This window comes from Paenibacillus alkaliterrae (assembly GCF_021532375.1).
GTDB lineage: Bacteria > Bacillota > Bacilli > Paenibacillales > Paenibacillaceae > Pristimantibacillus > Pristimantibacillus alkaliterrae.
In genome coordinates this window covers 40512-59834 of record NZ_JAKGAP010000027.1, presented here as the reverse complement: position 1 = coordinate 59834, position 19323 = coordinate 40512, and the positions used below count along the sequence as shown (strand labels likewise).

The 19323-nt window shown below is 51.8% G+C and carries 14 protein-coding genes and 2 pseudogenes; 3 read left to right on the top strand and 13 right to left on the bottom strand.

Annotation, left to right across the window (positions count from 1 at the left end):
* Positions 1–17 precede the first annotated feature (17 nt).
* Both L1N85_RS13335 and map read right to left on the bottom strand, forming a co-directional pair.
* Positions 18–1601, bottom strand: a complete 1584-nt coding sequence (locus L1N85_RS13335; protein ID WP_235238983.1) for a spore germination protein — start codon at positions 1599–1601, stop codon at positions 18–20.
* A 94-nt stretch (positions 1602–1695) separates the two neighbouring features.
* Complete coding sequence (map, locus tag L1N85_RS13330; RefSeq protein WP_235238979.1) at positions 1696–2439, bottom strand: type I methionyl aminopeptidase; 744 nt, start codon at positions 2437–2439, stop codon at positions 1696–1698.
* A gap of 54 nt (positions 2440–2493) precedes the next feature.
* On the opposite strand from map, the pseudogene L1N85_RS13325 reads away from it, so the two are divergent.
* Positions 2494–2595 (top strand): annotated as a pseudogene (locus tag L1N85_RS13325) (DUF2500 domain-containing protein); the annotation flags it as partial.
* A 201-nt stretch (positions 2596–2796) separates the two neighbouring features.
* Here the strand turns inward: L1N85_RS13325 and L1N85_RS13320 are convergent.
* The 7 genes from L1N85_RS13320 to L1N85_RS13290 all read right to left on the bottom strand — a co-directional run bounded on the left by L1N85_RS13320 (position 2797) and on the right by L1N85_RS13290 (position 10551).
* Positions 2797–3771: an aldo/keto reductase gene (locus tag L1N85_RS13320; protein WP_235238967.1), complete on the bottom strand. Its 975-nt coding sequence runs from the start codon at positions 3769–3771 to the stop codon at positions 2797–2799.
* A 37-nt stretch (positions 3772–3808) separates the two neighbouring features.
* On the bottom strand, positions 3809–4177 hold the full coding sequence (locus L1N85_RS13315; RefSeq protein ID WP_235238959.1) for an STAS domain-containing protein: 369 nt from the start codon (positions 4175–4177) through the stop codon (positions 3809–3811).
* 28 nt (positions 4178–4205) lie between these two features.
* Positions 4206–4673, bottom strand: coding sequence for an ATP-binding protein (locus L1N85_RS13310; RefSeq protein ID WP_235238951.1), 468 nt, complete (start codon positions 4671–4673; stop codon positions 4206–4208).
* 76 nt (positions 4674–4749) lie between these two features.
* Positions 4750–6375: a PP2C family protein-serine/threonine phosphatase gene (locus tag L1N85_RS13305; RefSeq protein WP_235238948.1), complete on the bottom strand. Its 1626-nt coding sequence runs from the start codon at positions 6373–6375 to the stop codon at positions 4750–4752.
* Positions 6365–7822, bottom strand: coding sequence for a PP2C family protein-serine/threonine phosphatase (locus L1N85_RS13300; RefSeq protein WP_235238946.1), 1458 nt, complete (start codon positions 7820–7822; stop codon positions 6365–6367). Before L1N85_RS13300 ends, L1N85_RS13305 begins: the two co-directional genes overlap by 11 nt.
* Complete coding sequence (locus L1N85_RS13295) at positions 7806–9629, bottom strand: AfsR/SARP family transcriptional regulator (RefSeq protein ID WP_235238939.1); 1824 nt, start codon at positions 9627–9629, stop codon at positions 7806–7808. The genes L1N85_RS13300 and L1N85_RS13295 overlap by 17 nt, the downstream gene beginning before the upstream one ends.
* 130 nt (positions 9630–9759) lie before the next feature.
* On the bottom strand, positions 9760–10551 hold the full coding sequence (locus L1N85_RS13290; protein WP_235238937.1) for a sporulation protein: 792 nt from the start codon (positions 10549–10551) through the stop codon (positions 9760–9762).
* A 164-nt stretch (positions 10552–10715) separates the two neighbouring features.
* On the opposite strand from L1N85_RS13290, the gene L1N85_RS13285 reads away from it, so the two are divergent.
* Positions 10716–12278 (top strand): copper amine oxidase N-terminal domain-containing protein, encoded by a 1563-nt coding sequence (locus L1N85_RS13285; RefSeq protein WP_235238935.1) that lies wholly within the window; start codon positions 10716–10718, stop codon positions 12276–12278.
* Positions 12279–12415: 137 nt separating this feature from the next.
* On the opposite strand, the gene L1N85_RS13280 is transcribed toward L1N85_RS13285, so the two are convergent.
* Positions 12416–14017: a GMC oxidoreductase gene (locus tag L1N85_RS13280; protein WP_235238932.1), complete on the bottom strand. Its 1602-nt coding sequence runs from the start codon at positions 14015–14017 to the stop codon at positions 12416–12418.
* Between the two features lie 318 nt (positions 14018–14335).
* Between L1N85_RS13280 and L1N85_RS13275 the strand changes: the two genes are divergently transcribed.
* Complete coding sequence (locus L1N85_RS13275; protein ID WP_235238930.1) at positions 14336–17665, top strand: DEAD/DEAH box helicase; 3330 nt, start codon at positions 14336–14338, stop codon at positions 17663–17665.
* Between the two features lie 118 nt (positions 17666–17783).
* On the opposite strand, the pseudogene L1N85_RS13270 reads toward L1N85_RS13275, so the two are convergent.
* From L1N85_RS13270 to L1N85_RS13260, 3 genes and pseudogenes are all read right to left on the bottom strand, one after another.
* Positions 17784–17957, bottom strand: a pseudogene (locus L1N85_RS13270) (arylamine N-acetyltransferase); the annotation flags it as partial.
* A gap of 19 nt (positions 17958–17976) precedes the next feature.
* Entirely contained in the window at positions 17977–18567 is a 591-nt protein-coding gene (locus L1N85_RS13265) for a histidine phosphatase family protein (protein WP_235238923.1), read from the bottom strand.
* Complete coding sequence (locus tag L1N85_RS13260; protein ID WP_235238921.1) at positions 18564–19304, bottom strand: DeoR/GlpR family DNA-binding transcription regulator; 741 nt, start codon at positions 19302–19304, stop codon at positions 18564–18566. The genes L1N85_RS13265 and L1N85_RS13260 overlap by 4 nt, the downstream gene beginning before the upstream one ends.
* Positions 19305–19323: the final 19 nt, after the last annotated feature.

Sequence of the window (19323 nt, the reverse complement as noted above, 5' to 3'; positions counted from 1 at the left end):
GAAGATTTTCCATTTAGCTATTTCAACGGCTTATGCTTGTGCAAATCTCGCGGTTTTCGAAGCAGCGTCTTCAAGGGTACGCGCACGAAGACGTCCCTTAGCTCTGACAATCGCAGCGGTGCGAGCGGCGCCATATAAGGCTGGCCAAGCGTACGCAGCTTACAAAGATGAAGCAAAAGAAATAATAAGCAAATCATCATCCCGAACCCGCCCATAAGGGCGGCGCTGAGCATTAACGGAAAGCGTAATATCCGCAATGAAATCGCGACGCTGTACTGCGGAATGGAGAAGGACGCGATTCCCGTCAATGCGACTACGATGACCATGATGGGAGAGGCGATTCCGGCGCTGATGGCCGCATCCCCGATGACAAGCGCTCCTACGATGCTTACGGCAGAGCCGACCGGCCTGGGCAGGCGAATCCCTGCCTCACGCATCAGCTCGAAGAAAAATTCCATAAGCAGCGCTTCGAAAAAGGCCGGCAGCGGTATGCCCTCCCGCGCATTAAGTATGGCAAGCAGCAATACGGTTGGGATAAGCTCGGGGTGGAAGGTCGATAAAGCAATATAGATGCTGGGCAGCGTCAGCGCTATAATAAATGCCATAATACGAAGCAGCCGAACTAAGGAGGCTATCATTGTACGTTGATAATAATCCTCGCTCGATTGAAAAAATTCGGTAAATAAGCCCGGGCATAATAATACACCGCCTGTGCCTTGTACCAGAACCGCAATCTTGCCGTCAAGCATGCTGGCCACCACCATATCCGTTCGTTCCGTATACCGATGCTGAGGAAAAGGAGAATAGGTCGAGTCTTCAATGAGCTGTTCGATGTAAGATGTCTCCAATATTTCGAGCTGTTTGATTTGTTCGATTCTTTTTTTGAATTCTGCCAGCAGCTCGCCGTCAACGATATCCTCGATATATCCGTAAGCGACCGTCGATTTGGTTTCGCCGCCCGCGGTGACCATTTCGATTTTGAATTTCGGCGTCTTCAGGCGCAGACGGAGAAGACCAATATTTTTTTGCAAATTTTCAACGGTACTCTCGCGCGGTCCCTGGACAACCGATTCGTTGACCGGCTCGTTAACTTGTCTCGTCTCCACGGACTGTGCTCTGTAGCATAGCGCCTTATTCCATTGGTCAAACATGATGAGAAGTTGTCCATTTGATATTTCTTCCACCACATGATGCAAATTGTTCAGGATGATGGCTTTTTTCTCCGACACGCCATCCTGCTCGAAGAACGTACGTATATCTTGAGGCGTAACGTCCATGCCTGGTCCAATATGGTGAGTAACAAGGTCTTGAAGAGATAACTTCATATAGTTAACGGTATCTTCTTGGACAAGCGATCCATAGTAAACGGATAACGCCGTGAATTTCAATTCAGGACCATAATTCCAATGCTTGAAAATAATGTCCGAGCTCTTCGCGAATATCGATTCCAGATAATGAAGATTATCCGTTAACCGCTCGGAAATCGGCTGTTCAGAAATCGGCTGCCCGGGCTGTCCGGCTGCTTGCTGTTTATTCCCTTGCAGCGTTCCGCTTGTAGACTCAGATCTTGCTTGCGACTTGTTACCAGAGCTGTTTTCCATCGTGCGTTCACCTTGCTTCCATGTTCTGGTATGGTTTATTTACCAGTATGACCCTTGCCGCATACCGTTATACGGAACAAAAAAAAGACAGCGGCTAGGCCACCGTCAATATAATCGGCTTATTCTTTGTAATGATAATCGTATGCTCATGCTGTGCCGCAAAGCTGCGGTCCGGCGTGCTAAGCGTCCATCCGTCACGATGCGGAACGACATGCTCGGCGCCAGTTGTGAGGAACGGCTCAATCGTAATGACCAGCCCTTCCTTTAACGTTCGATTGTCGCGCTTGTTATACACAGGCACGATTTGCGGCCATTCATGTACCGCTTTGCCGACGCCGTGGCTGCACAAATCGCCGATTACTTTATAGCCTCCGTTCCTTGCTTCCGCCTGTATGATCCGGCCGATCTGATTGATTTTCACGCCGGCCTTCAAGGATGAAATCACCTTCATCATCGTCTGATGCGTATAATCGCAAAGCCTGATTAAAGCTTCGTCATACGGCGGCAACTGAAAGGAATGCCCCGTATCGGCGACATAACCGTCCTTCTCCGCACATACGTCGATATTAATAAGATCGCCCGGCATCAGCTTCCGGTCGCCCGGTATGCCATGCGCTACCTCATGATTCACGCTGATGCACGTATGCCCCGGAAACTGATAGGTTTTCTTCGGAGCCGAAACGGCGCCATGGCTTTGCAAGATTCGTCCCCCGAGCTCATCCAGCTCCTTCGTGGCCATTCCGACACGCGCCTGGCGCTTCATTTCATTTAGAGTAAGCGCTGCGATTCTGCCTATTTCTTTAAGCGCGTCAATATCCTTTTGCGAACCGACCGTCATATGTCTCCTCCCAACTGTTTCTTCTTCCATTATTGTATTACGCATCGCGTATAAATGGACGTAAAAAAACGATACGGCCTGGTTGTCGAAGGCGATACCGGCTACGTTGCCACGCAAGGGGACTGGATCGTCGCATTCGAGCGTAATTCGGGCTAGTCCATGTTATAGAGACTGTCCCGGCGGCTTAGGGATAGTGTCTATTTTTGTATTTGGTAACATGACTTATGCAGTTCGACCCATTTTATAGGGGCGGTTTGGCGCGCTATGATGGAATTATACAGTGAGTTGTTTCGATGAATTAATAAACATCCAATTACGGGCCAAATAAGCCGGCGCTGCTGCACATCGTTCATCTTCTTAGGACAGCCGATAGATGGCGAAAGGATCTCCATGTCGGAAGGGCTCGCTTATGGCCGCAAGCTCTGCGCGAATATCGGCAGTCAGCTCCAATGTAAGGCTCTTCACATTTTCCTCCAGCTGCTCTGCTCGGGTGGCGCCTACGATAACCGTCGATACAGCCGGCTGATGAATGAGCCAGGACAGCGAGAGTACGCTTGCGGTGCATCCGAGTTGCTTCGCGAGCTCACCTATCTTCTCTCCGAGCGCGATCGTCTTGCTGTCCAGAAATCGTTTGAAGTTCGGATCCGTCTGAGCCCGAGAGCCTTCCGGCGCCTCCTCGGGAGAACTGTATTTGCCCGATAATATGCCGCCCGCTAGCGGGAAGTATGGGATAATGCCGATACCTTGATCAAGACACATCGGGACAAGCTCATTCTCTGGCGTCCGATCCGCAAGCGAGTAGCTGGTTTGCGTAGAAACGAAGCGGTTTAGCCCCAGCTTGTCGCTAATTCCTACCGCCTTCATGAGCTCCCATGCGTAGTAATTGGATGCCCCAATATAACGCACCTTGCCTGAACTCACCATATCCTCGAGCGCGCGCAGCGTCTCCTCCAGCGGCGTTTCGGGATCGAACGTATGGATTTGATAGAGGTCGACATAATCCGTTTTCAAACGCTTTAGGCTATCTTCCAGCTCGGTCTGGAGATGATAGCGGGACGAGCCCCGTTCATTCGCGCCCGACCCCTTCGGCAGACCCGCCTTGGTCGCTAATACAATGTTATGGCGATATCCTTGCAGAGCTTGTCCAATAATCGTCTCGGATTGCGTTCCGGCATAGATGTTAGCCGTATCAATGAAATTCATTCCCTGATCGATCGCATAATGAAGGATTTGCTTAGACGTTTCATAGTCGGCGCGTTTGCCGAACGAGTTCGTACCCAGCCCGAGCGTGGATACTTTGAGACCGCTGTTGCCAAGGCGGCGAAATTGCATGATGCTTCACTCCTTTTTTAGAAGGCTTAAAAACGCTTTACTCCTCCCTCAGATACTCAATCCTCTGCAGTATAGACAGCTCGTTCGGGTAAATCATCATATGCTCCGTTAAACCGACCATACGGAACAGCTTTTGATAGTGCGGAGTAATGCCATAAGCGAATGTCCGGCAGCCCTGCTTCAATAAAGCGCGAACGATACGAATCAATACGGCAATGCCGATACTGTTGATGTACGTCACCTGAGTGAAATTGAAGATCAGGAACCTGCTGCCCTGGTCCAATCCCTGCTCCCAATCCCATATCCCAAGCAGACTGTCCTCGGCTGAATTCGAGAGATATCCCTTCAAATCATAAATGACTGCTCCGGCAGAGACCCGCTTGTCTGCCTGAAACTCGCTATTCATAACATAGCCTCCTCGTCTAATCGTACTTTTAAGATCTTTTTGTTTTATTTTCAAGCTGCTGAAGACCAACAAAATGCAAACGATTAAATAAGATCTCAATATACACAGATCCATCCAGCTTCCCGAACGTTACCCGATCTGCCAGCCGGTTAATGAGGAACAGCCCCCATCCTCTCGGGTGATCGGCCTTCCATTTCATAGAGAGCGGCGCCTCGCCCGGAATGACAGGCTCCCTGCTGCCATGATCGAAGATGCGAATAATATACTTCTCCCGATCCACAATCAGCTGGAGCGTAACTTGAAGGCTGTGATCGGATTGATTGCCATGCTCGATCGCGTTCAGGAAAGCTTCAGCGATGACCGTCATCATGTCATCCAATCGGCTCTCCCCGGGATTAATGCGGGAAATAGCGGAGGCGACCTTTTGCATCATGACCCTCTCACTGCCGTACACGCCAGGCATACTCCATCTTTTCTCGAACTGTGCATCCTGCATCGGTCGTCCTCCTTACTTCGCCGGTTTATTATATGTTATCCTATTATTCGTGATCATTGTAACAATAACATTATATTCAACCCATATCATTCCATTTCATCAATAGGAGAGTCCGATCATCGGCATCGCCCACGCCCTCCTCCAAAACCCGAATCCGAGAGAGCAGCTCCGTGAGCTGGTCTTGCAAGTCCCGATCAGGCTGCAATAGTCTCAACTCATGCTCCCACCGCTCGAAACCAAGCATGCTTCCGGAGGCATGGCCGCTCTCTATGATGCCGTCGGTGTATAGAACGAACAAATCTCCGGTTGCTAAAGTGTGATGCGTTCCTTCATACTGCTCATCCTGCGATATGCCCAGAGGAAATGATGAGCACTGCCACTCCATGACGTGGCCGCCGCGAACCAGATAGGGATCCAGATGGCCTGCGCTTGCATAATCCAGCTCCATCGTGCCGGAGGCCAGTTCGATAACAGCCAGACCGATCGTCGCATAAAGCTTCCCCTGAGTCATCTGGTACACATGCTTGTTAAGACGAGTCAGAATGTCGCCAGCCGTCCCGCCTTTCATCGCTTCGGTCCGAAGTCCTGTCATCATCGCGGACATGAGTAAAGCGGCCGGAAGGCCTTTGCCGGATACGTCGCCGATCGCGATGCAATACCGCCGTCCCCCAAGCGGAATCATATCGTAGAAGTCCCCGCCTACCGCTTGGCATTGCTGACACAGCACGGCAAACTCCACGCCTTCAATAGCGGGAAACTCCCTTGGCAGGAGCCGTTCCTGAACCGTGTACGCCAATTTCAGCTGACGTTCAACGTCTTCATAAGTTGACGCTACACGGTGCTGGAGCATATTCAAGGCAGAGGTCAGTCTCCCGGTTTCATCGCCCGACAGGATCGGCACCGTCTGATGAAGACCTGTCTTCATCCCGCGGGACAGCGCATAAAGTCGGTTAACAAGCATACTAAGCTCCTTCCGGAGCTGAGAAATATATAAGGCAAACATTCCGATTGCAAATACCGCATAAATCACACTCAGCAGAATAAAATCCCCGAGGCGAATATGACCCGGCTCTGACTGAACAATAACTCTCGAGGCCGGCGCAAACGTAATCACAAAACAAATAAAGACGGATAATGCGATGAATCGGACGGCCGAATGCCGCATATCCTCCGCAATGGTCTTCATATCCAGCTGAATGGCATAACCGCGCAGCAGCCTTCGGGAGGCGCTATGCAGCAGGAAGGAAAGAATAAATGACAGACTCAGCTCCCGCACAACAGTATTCGCGAGCCCGAGCCAGGCATCAAGCGAATGAAGTGCTCTTCGGCCTGTCATGATTTCAAAAAAGTGGTACAAAAAAATAAACAGCAGCGATAAAAGAATCATTCCCCGGAACAGCTCCATCGGGAAACGCACCAACCGGTTAAATACCGCTTCCTTGTCCACTCGATCTTCCAGACGAAATCGTCGGAAGTAGCGCAGTACCGGACCGAGCCGCCAATACGAAATACCGAGAAGCAAAACAGCCAATACCAGATCACTGAGCAATACGAACGGGATGTTAAATTGCAGCAGCTGGCGCAGCGTCCTGCCGTTAATCACCATATTGTTCAAAAAGATAAACAGCGAGCCTCCATACAACGCTGCTATATACACGGCAAACAGCCGCAATAACAAGCCTGCAGACTGGTTATCCGCCAAGCCGATCACCCCCTCCTCGCCTAGCCGTAAGTGAGCTCTGATCCTCCGAATGGAGCACAACGCGGCATTTCCCCGGGTTCAGAATCATTTGAGAGGCTTTATACCGGTTATGAGGACTGCTGCCAAGCGGATCTGCGCTCGACCGGTCGTCCAGGCAAGCACCGGGTTGAACGACCTGCACCAGCATGCTGCCTGCAGACGCATATTCGAGGCTCCCCTGCTCATAATCGATGATTGCAATAGTCATATGAACGTTGAGTCCGTCCTTCACAAAACCCGCTGCCGTACGATTCAGCTCTGTCAGCAAATCTCCGGCGCCCACAGCTGCATTCATTGTCGTCCGGAACAGCATGACCAGCGCCGACATGACTAGTGCCGAGGGCAGTCCATGTCCCCTCACCGTGCCTGCTGTCAGAGCAAGCCGATATTCCGTTAACGGCAGCGCATCATAGAAGCCTCCTCCGACTTCTCCCGGCTTACCGGCCGACCCATTCAGCTTCCAATCCTTCCAATCCGCCATCAGGTGGGAGAAGAGCTGTTCCTGTACACGAAACGCCAGATCAAGATCTTTATCCAGACGCGCATATTCTTGCTCGAACCGGTCCTGCAACGAATTGATCGCAGACGTCAACTCTCCGGATTCATAAGGGGAAGCGACTGGTACCCGGCTGCGCTGATCCGCCCTCTTCATTCCCGCCAATTCCCGCAGTCTTGCCGTCATCAAGTCCATATCGCGAAACAAGTAGAAGGCCATATGATAGATGACGGCAAAGGTAACGGCAAATACAATCGTCAAAATGATAAACAGCACCGCCTGCCGCGGCTCCCTGGCGGACGATTCGCTGCTGAGCGCGTACCAAAGCATACACAGCAGCAGGTAAGTAAGCCCGCAGCCGAGAAAAAAAATCATGTTCACACCGGCGCTTCTAAAGCTCGAAGCATCCTGATGATAGATATGAAGCTGCCGGATCCGTGACCGAAGCACCCATCTTGCAGCGCTGTAATGAATCATTCCGAAAGCAACGAAGGTATTCAAGTTGAACAGCGTGCTTTTGCCATATTGGAATATGATATCCCCCGGCCAAGGAGGAAATCCGTGAACAGATAGCTGTTGCAACTGAGTAAGCAGCATGCCGCAGCCAACAAGCCAGACAAATAATTCTTTAGGAAAGCTGGTGAACCGGCTCCATTTCCGCATGTCTCTACCCGCCATCCTGCAAGGCTCAAGCTTCTCGCTGGGGATGCGAAGCCGGACCCATGTAAATCCGGCGAGCAGCGCGACCAAAACCGGAAATCCGACAAGCAAACCTCTCAGTACCATTGCCAATTGTTCCTCAGAGTTGCCATGCACGTATTTATTAGAGAAAAACATGCCAGCGGCCCCCAGCGCAGCGAAAGCAACATAAACGCCGATCAGCCGTACTCTTATGTCACGTAAAATGTTCAATGCCCCTCCCCCTAAAGAGTGCACGGATCTCTTCGGACGGCTCCGTCCCTAGTTCATCGCGGCATCTCGCGGCAAATCTGTCATAGACGAACCCCATCTCGCTCATACGGTTCGAGCGTATCAACAGCCGCATGAGCTGCTGATAAGCCTCCTCCTGATAAGGCCGCAGCCGGATCCATTCCTGGCAATATATTTCCTCAAGCACGCTGTCGCGCTGCTTCGCCGCCAGCTGGCACAACTTGCGGATAACCGAAATCTGCTTATCCAGCACGTACTCCCTCCTATTATCCAGCCAAGTGAAATACGGAAACTCCGGCAACAGATCATCGTAGAGGGCAAAGGCTTCCTGATACAGCTCATAGGCAAGGTCCCAATCCTTGAGCCATAGCTGATCCGCTACGCGGACAAGGGTCAGATAACGCTCTACATCAACATGCTCGAACGCCTCCTCACGCAGCCCCACCAAGCCTTCACGGGTACTTATCCCGTCACGGATGGACAGCTCGTCATAGAGCGTTTGCTTTAATTGATGAATAATGACATACAATGATTTATTCGCCTTTTCAGGCGATTCACCCAGTTGCAGCAACTCGGTCAGCTGCTCTCTCGGACAGGTGTAATTAGGCTGTAAAAGCAGGAACATACAAAGCTCCTGCGCTTTCTTGCGCTTCCAGCGGATATGCCGCACTGCATCGGCACCCCTCCCGAAGGAGAGGCCGCCGAAAAAGCTGACCCGCCAGCCGCCCTCCGGCTTCGGCTGATCGGTCTGTTCGTCAGCGGGCTTCTCATCAATCGCATGCGCTGGCGCAAGTGATTCAGCAGAGACTGCGGCATCTGCAGGCAGCATCAAGTACCGGCCGATGAATCCGGCCTCAGACATAGCTTCATCCGCCTCCCCGGAAAGACCAAACCGGCGGCAGCCGTCAGACAGTGCAAGCAGCGCAGCATGCTGCAGCCGCAGATCGACGGGGTATTGCTGCCGCAGCTCGCGAAGTCCATCAAGAGCGGCAGCTGCCTCCCAGGAGCCGCTCAATATTGCAGCGCGTAAATAGAGAAGCCGCACATATGCGGGATGAACCATGGACTGCTCCTTCCAATAATCATGCATGTACGGCCTGAGGCGTGAATAGACCCGCTCCCACTGTCCCAACTGGGCATCGCGCAGCGCCAGAATCCACGTCAAGACGGCAGCGCTTACTTCAGAATCGGCTGTCCATCGCTGAAGTCGCCATGCAAGCCCTTCCCATACCGACGGCTCCAGCTCCGGCCCGCATTGAAGCAGCTCCGCCAGCGCCAACGCCGCTGCCTTCAGACGAAGCTGCTGTTCATACAGATCGACAGCCTCCATATACCACCGCTTTACGCGGCTCCCGCCCCCGATAAGACGGCTGCCTGCCGCAAGGGCAAAGGGCAGCTCTCCGCTGCGTTCTTCTGCCGGCTTTCGGTCATACTCCTCCCGGAGAAACTCGAGCAGCGTTGCCGCCGCCGGGCACTCGCCTAACCTCAGCAGTACATGGACAAGCGCGCACATGGCAGACAGCATCCCTGCCGGATAAGCCATCGCCCCATAACCCTTGACCGCCTGCTCGAGCAGCCGCTTTGCCTCATGGTACTCTCCGCGAAGGAAAACGATTTCCCCCAGCGCCTGCGTAAGCAGGGAGGAAGCATGCAGACTCGCTTCCGGAAGTGCCCGAATCTGCGCTTCATCCGGCATCCCGCCCTCCAGCGCTATACATTCCATAAGAATAAACGCATCCTTAAAACGGCTCTGCCGCAGCAGGTCGTCGATCTGCGCATCCGCTGCCATGAACTCGCCACCACCTTTTCTATCCTTCCGCGCCAACCGCCGGTTCTCTATTCATATCCCCCATAGTATAGCAAAAAAGAGATGTCGCAGCGTCACTTTTCTGCCCAGATATGCAGCTCTTCTCAGTTGCTTATGCCTGCTGCAAACACCGCTCGATAACGTCCTCAAGCTGCGCAGCTAACTCATCATCGCACTTTGTTTGCCATTGCTCGGGGATCAGCTCAATTTTGCCCTTCACGAGATCCTTGCCTGCAATCGAGTCGAGCAGCCCTTGCTTGCGTGTGATCTGCAGCGCGATATGCAGCGCATCGGTCATCCAAATTGGCGTTGCCGTCACCTCATGCAGTTCTTCCCTATATTCGTCAGGCACACGGTATACGATCCGATGAACATATGGATCGGGACTGGAATCCGTCACCCCGTTCTCCGTCAAACGCGACTTGACCATAAAGAATCCGAGACGTTCCATCGTATTCAAAAACCGCCGCAGCAAAGGGTCCGGAAGCACTTCGATGACATCTTTATCAGAAGGATCCACTGCTTTCTCCAGACTTATTGCCGTTTGGAGCCATACCTTCTCCCGTGTCAGCCGGGGCGGAGTATGCAGCGGAATAAGCAAGCTGCACGGCAGCTCGCGATTCTCATAAGGCTGCAGCACAAAATCTAACTCCAGCGTATACGATTGAATAACCGTTTTAACGGACCTGGTCCGCTGCTCTCCCTGAGGGTTCGTCTCATATGAAGTATATTCCGCATACAGGTTGATTTCACAAGCATGCAGCAGCTGTTCCACGGAGCCGCCCTGTATGCGAACGATCCCTTCCACCGCTTCTCCGGCCGTCACTTCACTGGATGCAAGCTCCAGATCCACCTTTACACCGCCGATTCCGATTCTTGATAATACCTTTTTAAATATAAACACAGGTATCCCCGCCCTTCCCCTCATTTCATCATACATCAAATGATAATTGTGCCAGCTTGCAAATACATAACAAATTCATTACAAAATACGATGTTATCTTTCTGTAAAACCGATGCGATATATTGAAGCACAGTGACTATTATATCTCTAAGGAGTGAAGACCAATGAAGAACAAAATTGCAGCCATGTTAACGATTCTTATGCTGTGTCTTGCTGTATCCGGCTTAGCTCCCGGTGCGGCGCAAGCTGCAAGCACGATTAAATGGGGGGAAGAGAAATCCGGGGTTTATAATCAGATTCATCCGTACACGTTGAATTGGACTGGTAATGTGCTTGACCGCGGAGGACTGAACCTGTTCACTATGGAATACACGACCGACAGCTCGGAAGCCGACATCGTCATCAATCAGTACGGAGATATCGGGGCACTTTCGATCCGAAAGCTTGCTGCCGAGGAATTGACAGCTCCGACCGAGCGATATACTTCCGGCTTTAGCAACTCGCTGGAAATGGAGCAAGGAGCGCTGTACCTCGTTGCTCTGCATGACGGCACCCATGCCAAATTCCGCATCGACCGAATTTTGCCGGACAATGGCTTCACGATTACACAGGTCAGATTCTCATATGTATTAGAAACGCCGGAGGATGAGGGCTGGGACGGACAGAACGGCGGCAATGATCTGCCGTCAGTGCTTGAAATCGGCTCTCCGGCTCAGGATGTTCTGAATCCGTCGGCTGAGTATGTGTTTGAAGGGGACGGGACCATTACAATTCCTTGGGAGCAGCTTCCGGGGGAATATACTTGGGACATTTACCGTTCGGATAATGGGGCGCCCTATATGAAAATGACAGATTTCAAAATAACGGAAACGGAATACTCCGACCATTACACCTTCGTCGGCCATACCTATCTATATAAGCTCGCTTCCTATGACAGAGACGACAACCTGATAGCGATTTCTCCTGCAATCATGGTGACGATTGTCGCAGAGGGCGATGCTGAACCAACCGTTCCGGAGAATCTGATCGTATTGCAGCTCGGCAACCGGACTGCTTATGTCAACGATAAAGCTTTTACATTAGAAACCTCGCCGTTCTTGCATAACGGCCGCACCCTCATTCCACTCCGCTTTGTCAGTGAAGCGCTGGGCGCCACGGTGAAATGGAACCAGAAGGACAAAAGCATCACGCTGACGATGAACTCGGATACGATCGTGCTCGTCATCGATAAATCCGTCGCGAGGGTAAACGGCAAAAACATCATGATGGATGTACCCGCCTCTATTTACGGCAATATAACGATGGTACCGATTCGCTTCGTGAGCGAACAACTGAAGCAGAATATCAGCTTTGACAACAAGACACAAAAGATCGTTATTACCAGCCAGAAAGCTGCCGGCAGCTCTGCCAGCGGTAAAAATGGCAACAGCAACAGCGGCTCGCAGACGTCTGCCGCAGATGCATCTTACTTCATCGGCAGCTGGAAAATGTGGGTTCCGGCCGGCAGCAGCGGAGCGGATGGAGGCACATTGACGATTTACAAGGACGGCACCATCTCTTTCTATTGGAACGGACCGAAGACAGGTACCTGGACTTATGACAAAGCAACGGGCAAACTGCTGCTCACCGGCTATAAAAGCGGCTGGGACTGGACGGTAACGCAGAGCGATACCGGTATTACCGTATCGACGTTAGGGGTGTACGAAACAGGTACGCGAGCGAATTGACATTAACGCGGCTAACTTCACTAATTATGAGGAGCGGCGGGAGGGAGTTCAAGCGCAAAGCAGAGCTGCCTCCCGCATTTTAAGCAAACGGGATGATACCCCTGGCGCTTGGTTAATAATTGATGTGTTTTTCGATATTATTTCAGTTGCCGGATCAAATAATCTGCAGTACGAATCGCGAGAGCAACTGTGGTAAGCGTGGGGTTGGCCGTTCCGCTGCTTGGTATGACGCTGTTGTCCGCCACGTAGAGACCGGATATTCCGTGAATTTGACCATACCGATCCGTTGCTGAAGTATCGGGGTCATTCCCCATCCTGCAGGTCCCCGAATCATGAATAGCCTCCACGGCAGGGCCGACTTCGAACGTTCCCCCTTCACCAGGATGAGCTTGCACGGCGGAAAGAAGCTGCAGGGTTCCTTCTTTCATTTGCCGAATGACTTCCTCATCTTTCTTGCTATAGGAAAAATGGACATGTATGACAGGCACCCCGAATTCGTCCCGTACGGCCGAATCCAATTCGACCCGGTTTTCAAACTGCGATTCCACTGCTCCGAACGCACCAGGTACAATTCTCAATTGTTCCTGCAACGGTTCTATCTGGTACTGCTGATAGGCATTATACCCTTGCGGGGGGCCGTCGATCCCCAACTGAAAGGGGCGGTCTTCCCTAGCGGGAATCACAATACCCAGATTCCCTAAAACCTCCGGGAATTGTTTACGGTCCAAATATCCCGCTATCCCCAGAAGAGAATGAGTGGTAAGATAATGGCCAATCGCCCGTCCTGTAATTCCGGAAGCAAGCAGCAGACGAGGGGTTTGAAACGTGCTTGCCGCCAGCACGACGGTCTTTGCTTTAAGAACATGGGATTTCTTGTCCGCCGACATGACCCTAATACCGGCGACCCGCTTATTTTCGGTGATGATCTCGACTGCGCGGGAGTTGACGGCCAAATCGAAAGGCCGCCGGTTCAAGGCTTCAGCAAACAAAGCGATGGAGCTGAAAGCGGCGTTGGAATGAATCTGTCCGTACTTTGTCGCTTCTTGGTCAACGGCTACCGGAAATGGGATTGCATCAATAAAACCGTAATTGTGAAGCCGATCCAACAAAATGGACGTAAAATAAGATCCCTTCTGATAAAAGGGAGTGACGTTCATGGCCCGTTCCGCAATCGAATAATAAAATTGCAATTCATTTGCCGGTAAGGGCCAATCCGCAGTCTCAAAAGCGGGCATCCGCGGGGCCAGCAACCCCCAAAGCAATGTTCTGCCGCCAAATGCGTATAGCTCTCTGAACATGGTTTGATCAACCGGGGTCGACACTTTCTCGAAGTACCTCCCGGCACGCGGATGGCTCATCGTTGGAATGTTATAGAAATGGGTCGGCAGCAAAAGATCTCCCGCTTCCACGACACCGATCTTTTTCCCGTTTATACCCCATTGTTGACATAATCTCCAGAGAACGGCTCCGCCCCCCGCTCCTGATCCGACAATGAGCACATCGTAATCCGTTTGCGCCATTCTCGTTAGCGGTGTAAGTGGAATCCATTCGTTCTTGAAATCGGTTATCCGATTTCCCGCCGATGCCGATGGCGGGGGCAGTTTGATCTGTCGGCCGGAAAGGTTTGCGTCGGGACTCGCCACTTGCGGGTTAAGGGGAACCAGCTCTTCGAGTGCGACATTCTGTCTCTGCGCTATGTTTCTTAATGTCTCACCGTATTTCGCGATATAAATCCTCATGCTCCACTTCCTTCCTCTTACTGACTAAACCAGACGGTCTTTTTGCACTTCATGGCTGTATTAATAATATTTCATAATCGGCGGATTTATGTGGCCGTTCGTCCTCACACCCAATCTATATCATTCACATTCAAGCATAGATTCTTACCATTTCCAATTAATCTCGCGAACATATCGATCCCCCGCATTTCGTTTTTTTTCCTGCTATTATATAATTACATGATCGCAATAGAGCCTGAGCCGGTGAAGCACGGGATAAGGCTTTCCCTGACAGCATGCAGCGTTTATCGATAACGTTCACAAGAAAGGATCAACGTTATGAGCTCTCGATTATCCAAACGAGTCATTAAATTATTATGCGGCGAAGCCTTCTACGAAAGAGGCGAAGCTTTCTATAACGCGGGAAAAGTGACGATTACGCATACCGGGGATTCCAGCTACGATGTTGTCGTACAGGGCGCCTCGCGAAACGATGTAACCATCGTTATCGATCGCAATGGGGATGTGGACGCGCACTGCAGCTGCCTTGCCTTCAGCTCTTACGAGACCTATTGCCAGCATGCAGCGGCGGCGCTGTTGCAGATTCATGAGCTGGAGTCGGTCTCGGACAAGCCGGCGCGTAAATTCCCTTCCCTCCTGCATCCGGAAGATCAGCCCGCCCATGCCGATGAAGAGCTGGAGGAAGGGCAGCTTGTTCCGCGGTTTGCAAGGCATGCAGCCCTATCCGCTGCGGAATCCCGGCTTGCGAGCGACATGCTCGGGCTATTCGCCCGCAAGCCGCCGCGCCCAAGCGGCAGCGGTCAGCTGCTCGATACCCGAACACCGCTCGAATTAGAGATCACATGTAAGCTGTACCCTTACGGCTACCGAAAGCATATGTTCGGCATTGAGCTGAAGACCGGTCCGGGGCGGCTGTACATCGTGCAAAAAATAAGGGAGTTTCTAGAGAAGGTTGACCGGCGCGAGCCGTTTCCATTCTCCAAAAACTTCACCTATGACCCGGCTGTCCACTGCTTCTCGCCCGTAAACGATTCAATCATGAAGCAGCTTGTACAAATCTACCGCAATGAGACGATGTACAGGGATTCATCGACTCGTTCTTTCTTTAAAGATACGCCTGCCAGCGGCGACCGGATGCTGCTTATCCCGCCCTTCTCTTGGGAAACGCTTCTTCCGCAGCTTGTATCGGCCTCATCCGTAAAGCTGATCCACGACGGCCAAACCTTTGACGGCTTACAATTGTCCGACGAAGCGGTTCCGCTCCATTTTGCATTCGATCAAGCAAGGAGTGACGGGTATCAGCTCGATGTTCAAGGCCTCAATCAAATGACGGTCATGGAGGAGTATGAGCTGGTGTTAGCCGAAGGAAGGCTCATCAGGCTGCAGCCGGACTCCTGCAGGCGTCTTGCGGAGTTGAAACATCTGCTGGCCGCTTCGCAAAAGTCGAAAATTCAGATCGCGCCAGAGCAAATGGAGCCTTTTATGGAGAAGGTCGTACCCTGCTTGATGAAGCTCGGGAGCGTGAAGATTGCCGACTCGATCGCGGATCGAATCCTGCAAACCCAGCTCAAGGCCAAGCTTTATCTGGACCGGGTAAGAGATCGGCTGGTTGCGGGACTCGAATTCCAATACGGCGACATTAATATTAATCCATTAGAGGCAAGCGATAAGAAACGCGGCACAGACCGCATTCTGATGCGGGACGGCGAGCAGGAACGGCGCATACTGGAGCTTATGGAGCTAAGTCCCTTCGCCAAAACGGAGGAAGGCTACTTCATGGAGGATGAGGAAGCCGAGTACGAATTTCTGTACCATGTCGTTCCGCAGCTGGAGAAGCTGCTGACGGTATACGCTACATCGGCCGTGAAGGTGCGGATTGTGACCAAGCATGCGCCTCCGTCCATTAAGGTCGATATCGGCGAGAGAACCGATTGGCTCGAATTCAAATTTAATATGGACGGCATACCGGAATCGGAAATTCGCCATTTGGTGAAGTCGCTTGAGATCAAACGAAGCTATCACCGGCTGCCTGATGGCGCGCTCCTTCCTCTCGAATCGGCTGAATTCCAAGAAATTATCCGCTTCCTGAACGATGTAGGTATTCGCCAAAGCGACGTGGAGGGCGCGAAATTTCGCATTCCCGCCGTAAGAGGCCTGCATCTTATGGATTCGAACGGGAGCGGAAAGGCCATTAAGTTCGGCAAATCGTTCCGCCGGTTGTTGGAAAATATGCAAAACCCTGACAATCTGGATTTTCACGTTCCGGAAGGTTTGGAACCCGTTCTGCGCGATTACCAGAAATACGGCTACCAGTGGATGAAGACGCTCGCTCACTACCATTTTGGCGGCATATTGGCTGATGATATGGGGCTTGGCAAGACGGTGCAGGCGATTTCCTTCATCGTTTCCGAATTGCCCGAGATCAGAAAACGGGAGCAGCCCGCGCTAATCGTTTCGCCCGCTTCACTCGTCTATAACTGGCTGAATGAGCTCAAGAAATTCGCCCCGGAGATTCGCGCCGTCATCGCGGACGGCAGTAAATCGGAGCGCAGCGGCGTGCTGAAGGTTGCAGGCGAAACAGACGTTATTATTACGTCCTACCCGCTGCTGCGCCGGGATATTGCCGAGTATGCGAGGGAAACCTTCCATACGCTTATTCTGGATGAAGCGCAATATTTCAAAAACCATACGACCCAAACGGCGCAGGCCGTGAAAGCGATAGAAGCGCAGTACCGCTTCGCACTTACGGGCACGCCCGTGGAAAACACGCTGGAGGAGCTTTGGTCCATCTTCAGCGCTGTATTCCCCGAGCTGTTCCCGGGCCGCCAAGCGTTTAACGAGCTGACCCGCGAGACGGTCGCGAGGCGCGTCCGTCCCTTCCTGCTGCGCCGCTTGAAGACCGATGTCCTGCAGGAACTGCCGGACAAGATCGAATCGATTCAAGCCTCCGAGCTGCTTCCTGAGCAGAAGAAGCTCTATGTCAGCCTGCTGGCGAAGCTGCAGCAGGAAACCGTCAAGCATCTTAGCGAGGACAGCTTCCAGAAACACCGGATTAAAATATTGGCGGGGATCACAAGGCTGCGCCAGCTCTGCTGCCACCCCGCCCTGTTCGTCGAGGGCTACAAAGGCAGCTCCGCCAAATTCGAGCAGCTGCTCGAGATGATCGAGGAATGCCGCAGCGCGGGCAAGCGGCTGCTCATCTTCTCGCAATTTACCGAGATGCTTGGCTTAATCGGACGCGAGCTTGGCTATCAAGGCGTGCCTTATTTCTATCTCGATGGCCAAACGCCAGCTTCCGAGCGGGTAGAGCTTTGCAATCGGTTCAACGACGGCGAGCGTGAGCTGTTCCTGCTCTCCTTGAAGGCCGGCGGTACTGGACTTAACCTAACCGGAGCCGACACAGTTATTCTGTATGACCTCTGGTGGAATCCCGCCGTCGAGCAGCAGGCCGCCGACCGCGCGCACCGGATTGGACAGAAGAACGTTGTCCAAGTCATTCGTCTCGTTACGCAGGGTACGGTCGAGGACAAGATGCATGAGCTTCAGCAGAAGAAGAAAAGCCTCATCGACGAGGTTATCCAGCCGGGCCAGGAAGCCTTATCCTCCTTGTCCGAGCAGGATATTCGGGAGCTTCTGATGCTCGAATAATTCGGCGGCAAGAGGGTTACGCTTTATTCAATTACGATACCAAAATAAGTGCGCAGAGCTTCGTCATACTCCTCTTTAGTCTGAGGAATGAAGGTTTGTACGCCGTCAGAGGCGAAACACCTGTTTCGACTTTTAAAACATGGTGGCGCAGCTTCGGAGGGAGATTGCTTTCATCCCTCCAGAAGCGGGCCACAAGATCCGTAACGGAAAACCCCAGCTCCCGAAGCAGCCAGCCAAAGAGGGCGTTGAGCTCGAAACAATAGCCTCCGCGTCGACGAATGACGATTTTCTCTATACATAATCAAAATCGATTAGAATCTCGTTGTAAACTGTTCCAAATGCTTACTACAATTCAGCAAATCACAGCGCCAGCCGGACGTGTAAAAGCTCAGGATAGACAAGGAAGTGTTCGTCAAATGCTGCTGTACCACCGTACCGTATCGATTGGCCAGAACAGGTTCAATAACTCCCCCATGGCTAACGATCAGAATTCGTTTTCCGTCATAAATACGCGAGTTTTCCTCTAAAAAAGAGTCCCAACGAAAGAGCACGGATTCCAGCGACTCTCTTCCCAAATTCAACTCACGCCAGTTCTCTCCCCATCTTGCAATCCTTTGCGACAGGGTCGTCCCTTCTAAAACCCCGAATCCGCGTTCACGAAGCCGTGCATCCACGCCCAGGAAGGGAATCTCGGATGAGCTTGCCAACAGCTCTGCTGTTTGTCTTGCTCTGTCCAAATCGCTGGACAAGATCCCATCCCAATCCGCACGCTGAAGAGATTTTCCCAATAATACAGCTTGATCTCGGCCAATATGCGCAAGCGGGATGTCCATTAGTCCCTGCATACGGCCATACAAATTCCACTCCGTCGTCCCGTGACGAATAAATCCAATTCGGATCATGTTGCTACGAAATACTTTGCATGTTTCTCCAAGGTATCGTTGGACTCATCGGTAATGATAATACATTCTTCGATGCCGAACGCCTTGCAGAAGGTTGTTTTATTTGCCTTGGAGCTATCCAACAGAACATATATATCCGCCGAGTTGTTCTTTACGATTTCCTTCTTCTTGGCTTCTTTCGGATCCGGCGTATTGATCCCGCTCTTGAGGCTGTAACCGCTGGCGCCTAGGAATGCCTTGTCAAAAAACATGCTGTCCAGTTGGGTTTCTGTTAACGGGCCCGCAATGGAAGCGAGAGACTTCGTAACTTCTCCGCCCAGGACGATACAGCTGAATTTGGCATCATCAATTTCGGCGATCACTTTTGTGTTGGAAGTGACCACTTTAATATTTTTCTCTTTCAAATATTTGATCATCTCGAACACGGTAGTCCCAGAATCTATATAGATGACATCCCCTTCATTCACAAGCGAAGCTGCAAACTTCGCAATTTGATCCTTTTTCTCAATATTTAATAACACTTTGGTTTGGATCGGAGTTTCATAGGCATCCTCCTTGATTCGAACGGCGCCGCCCCGCAAAAGCTCAATTTGCCCTTCGTCGGCCAGAGTTTTGAGATCCCGGCGGATCGTAGACAACGAAGTGCTTTTCATCGTTTGAGCCAGTTCTTCGACATATACAATTTCTTTCTTCTCGACCTCTTCAAGAATCTGCTTTCTTCGTATATACGGAATCATGATTGGTCCACCTCAGCCC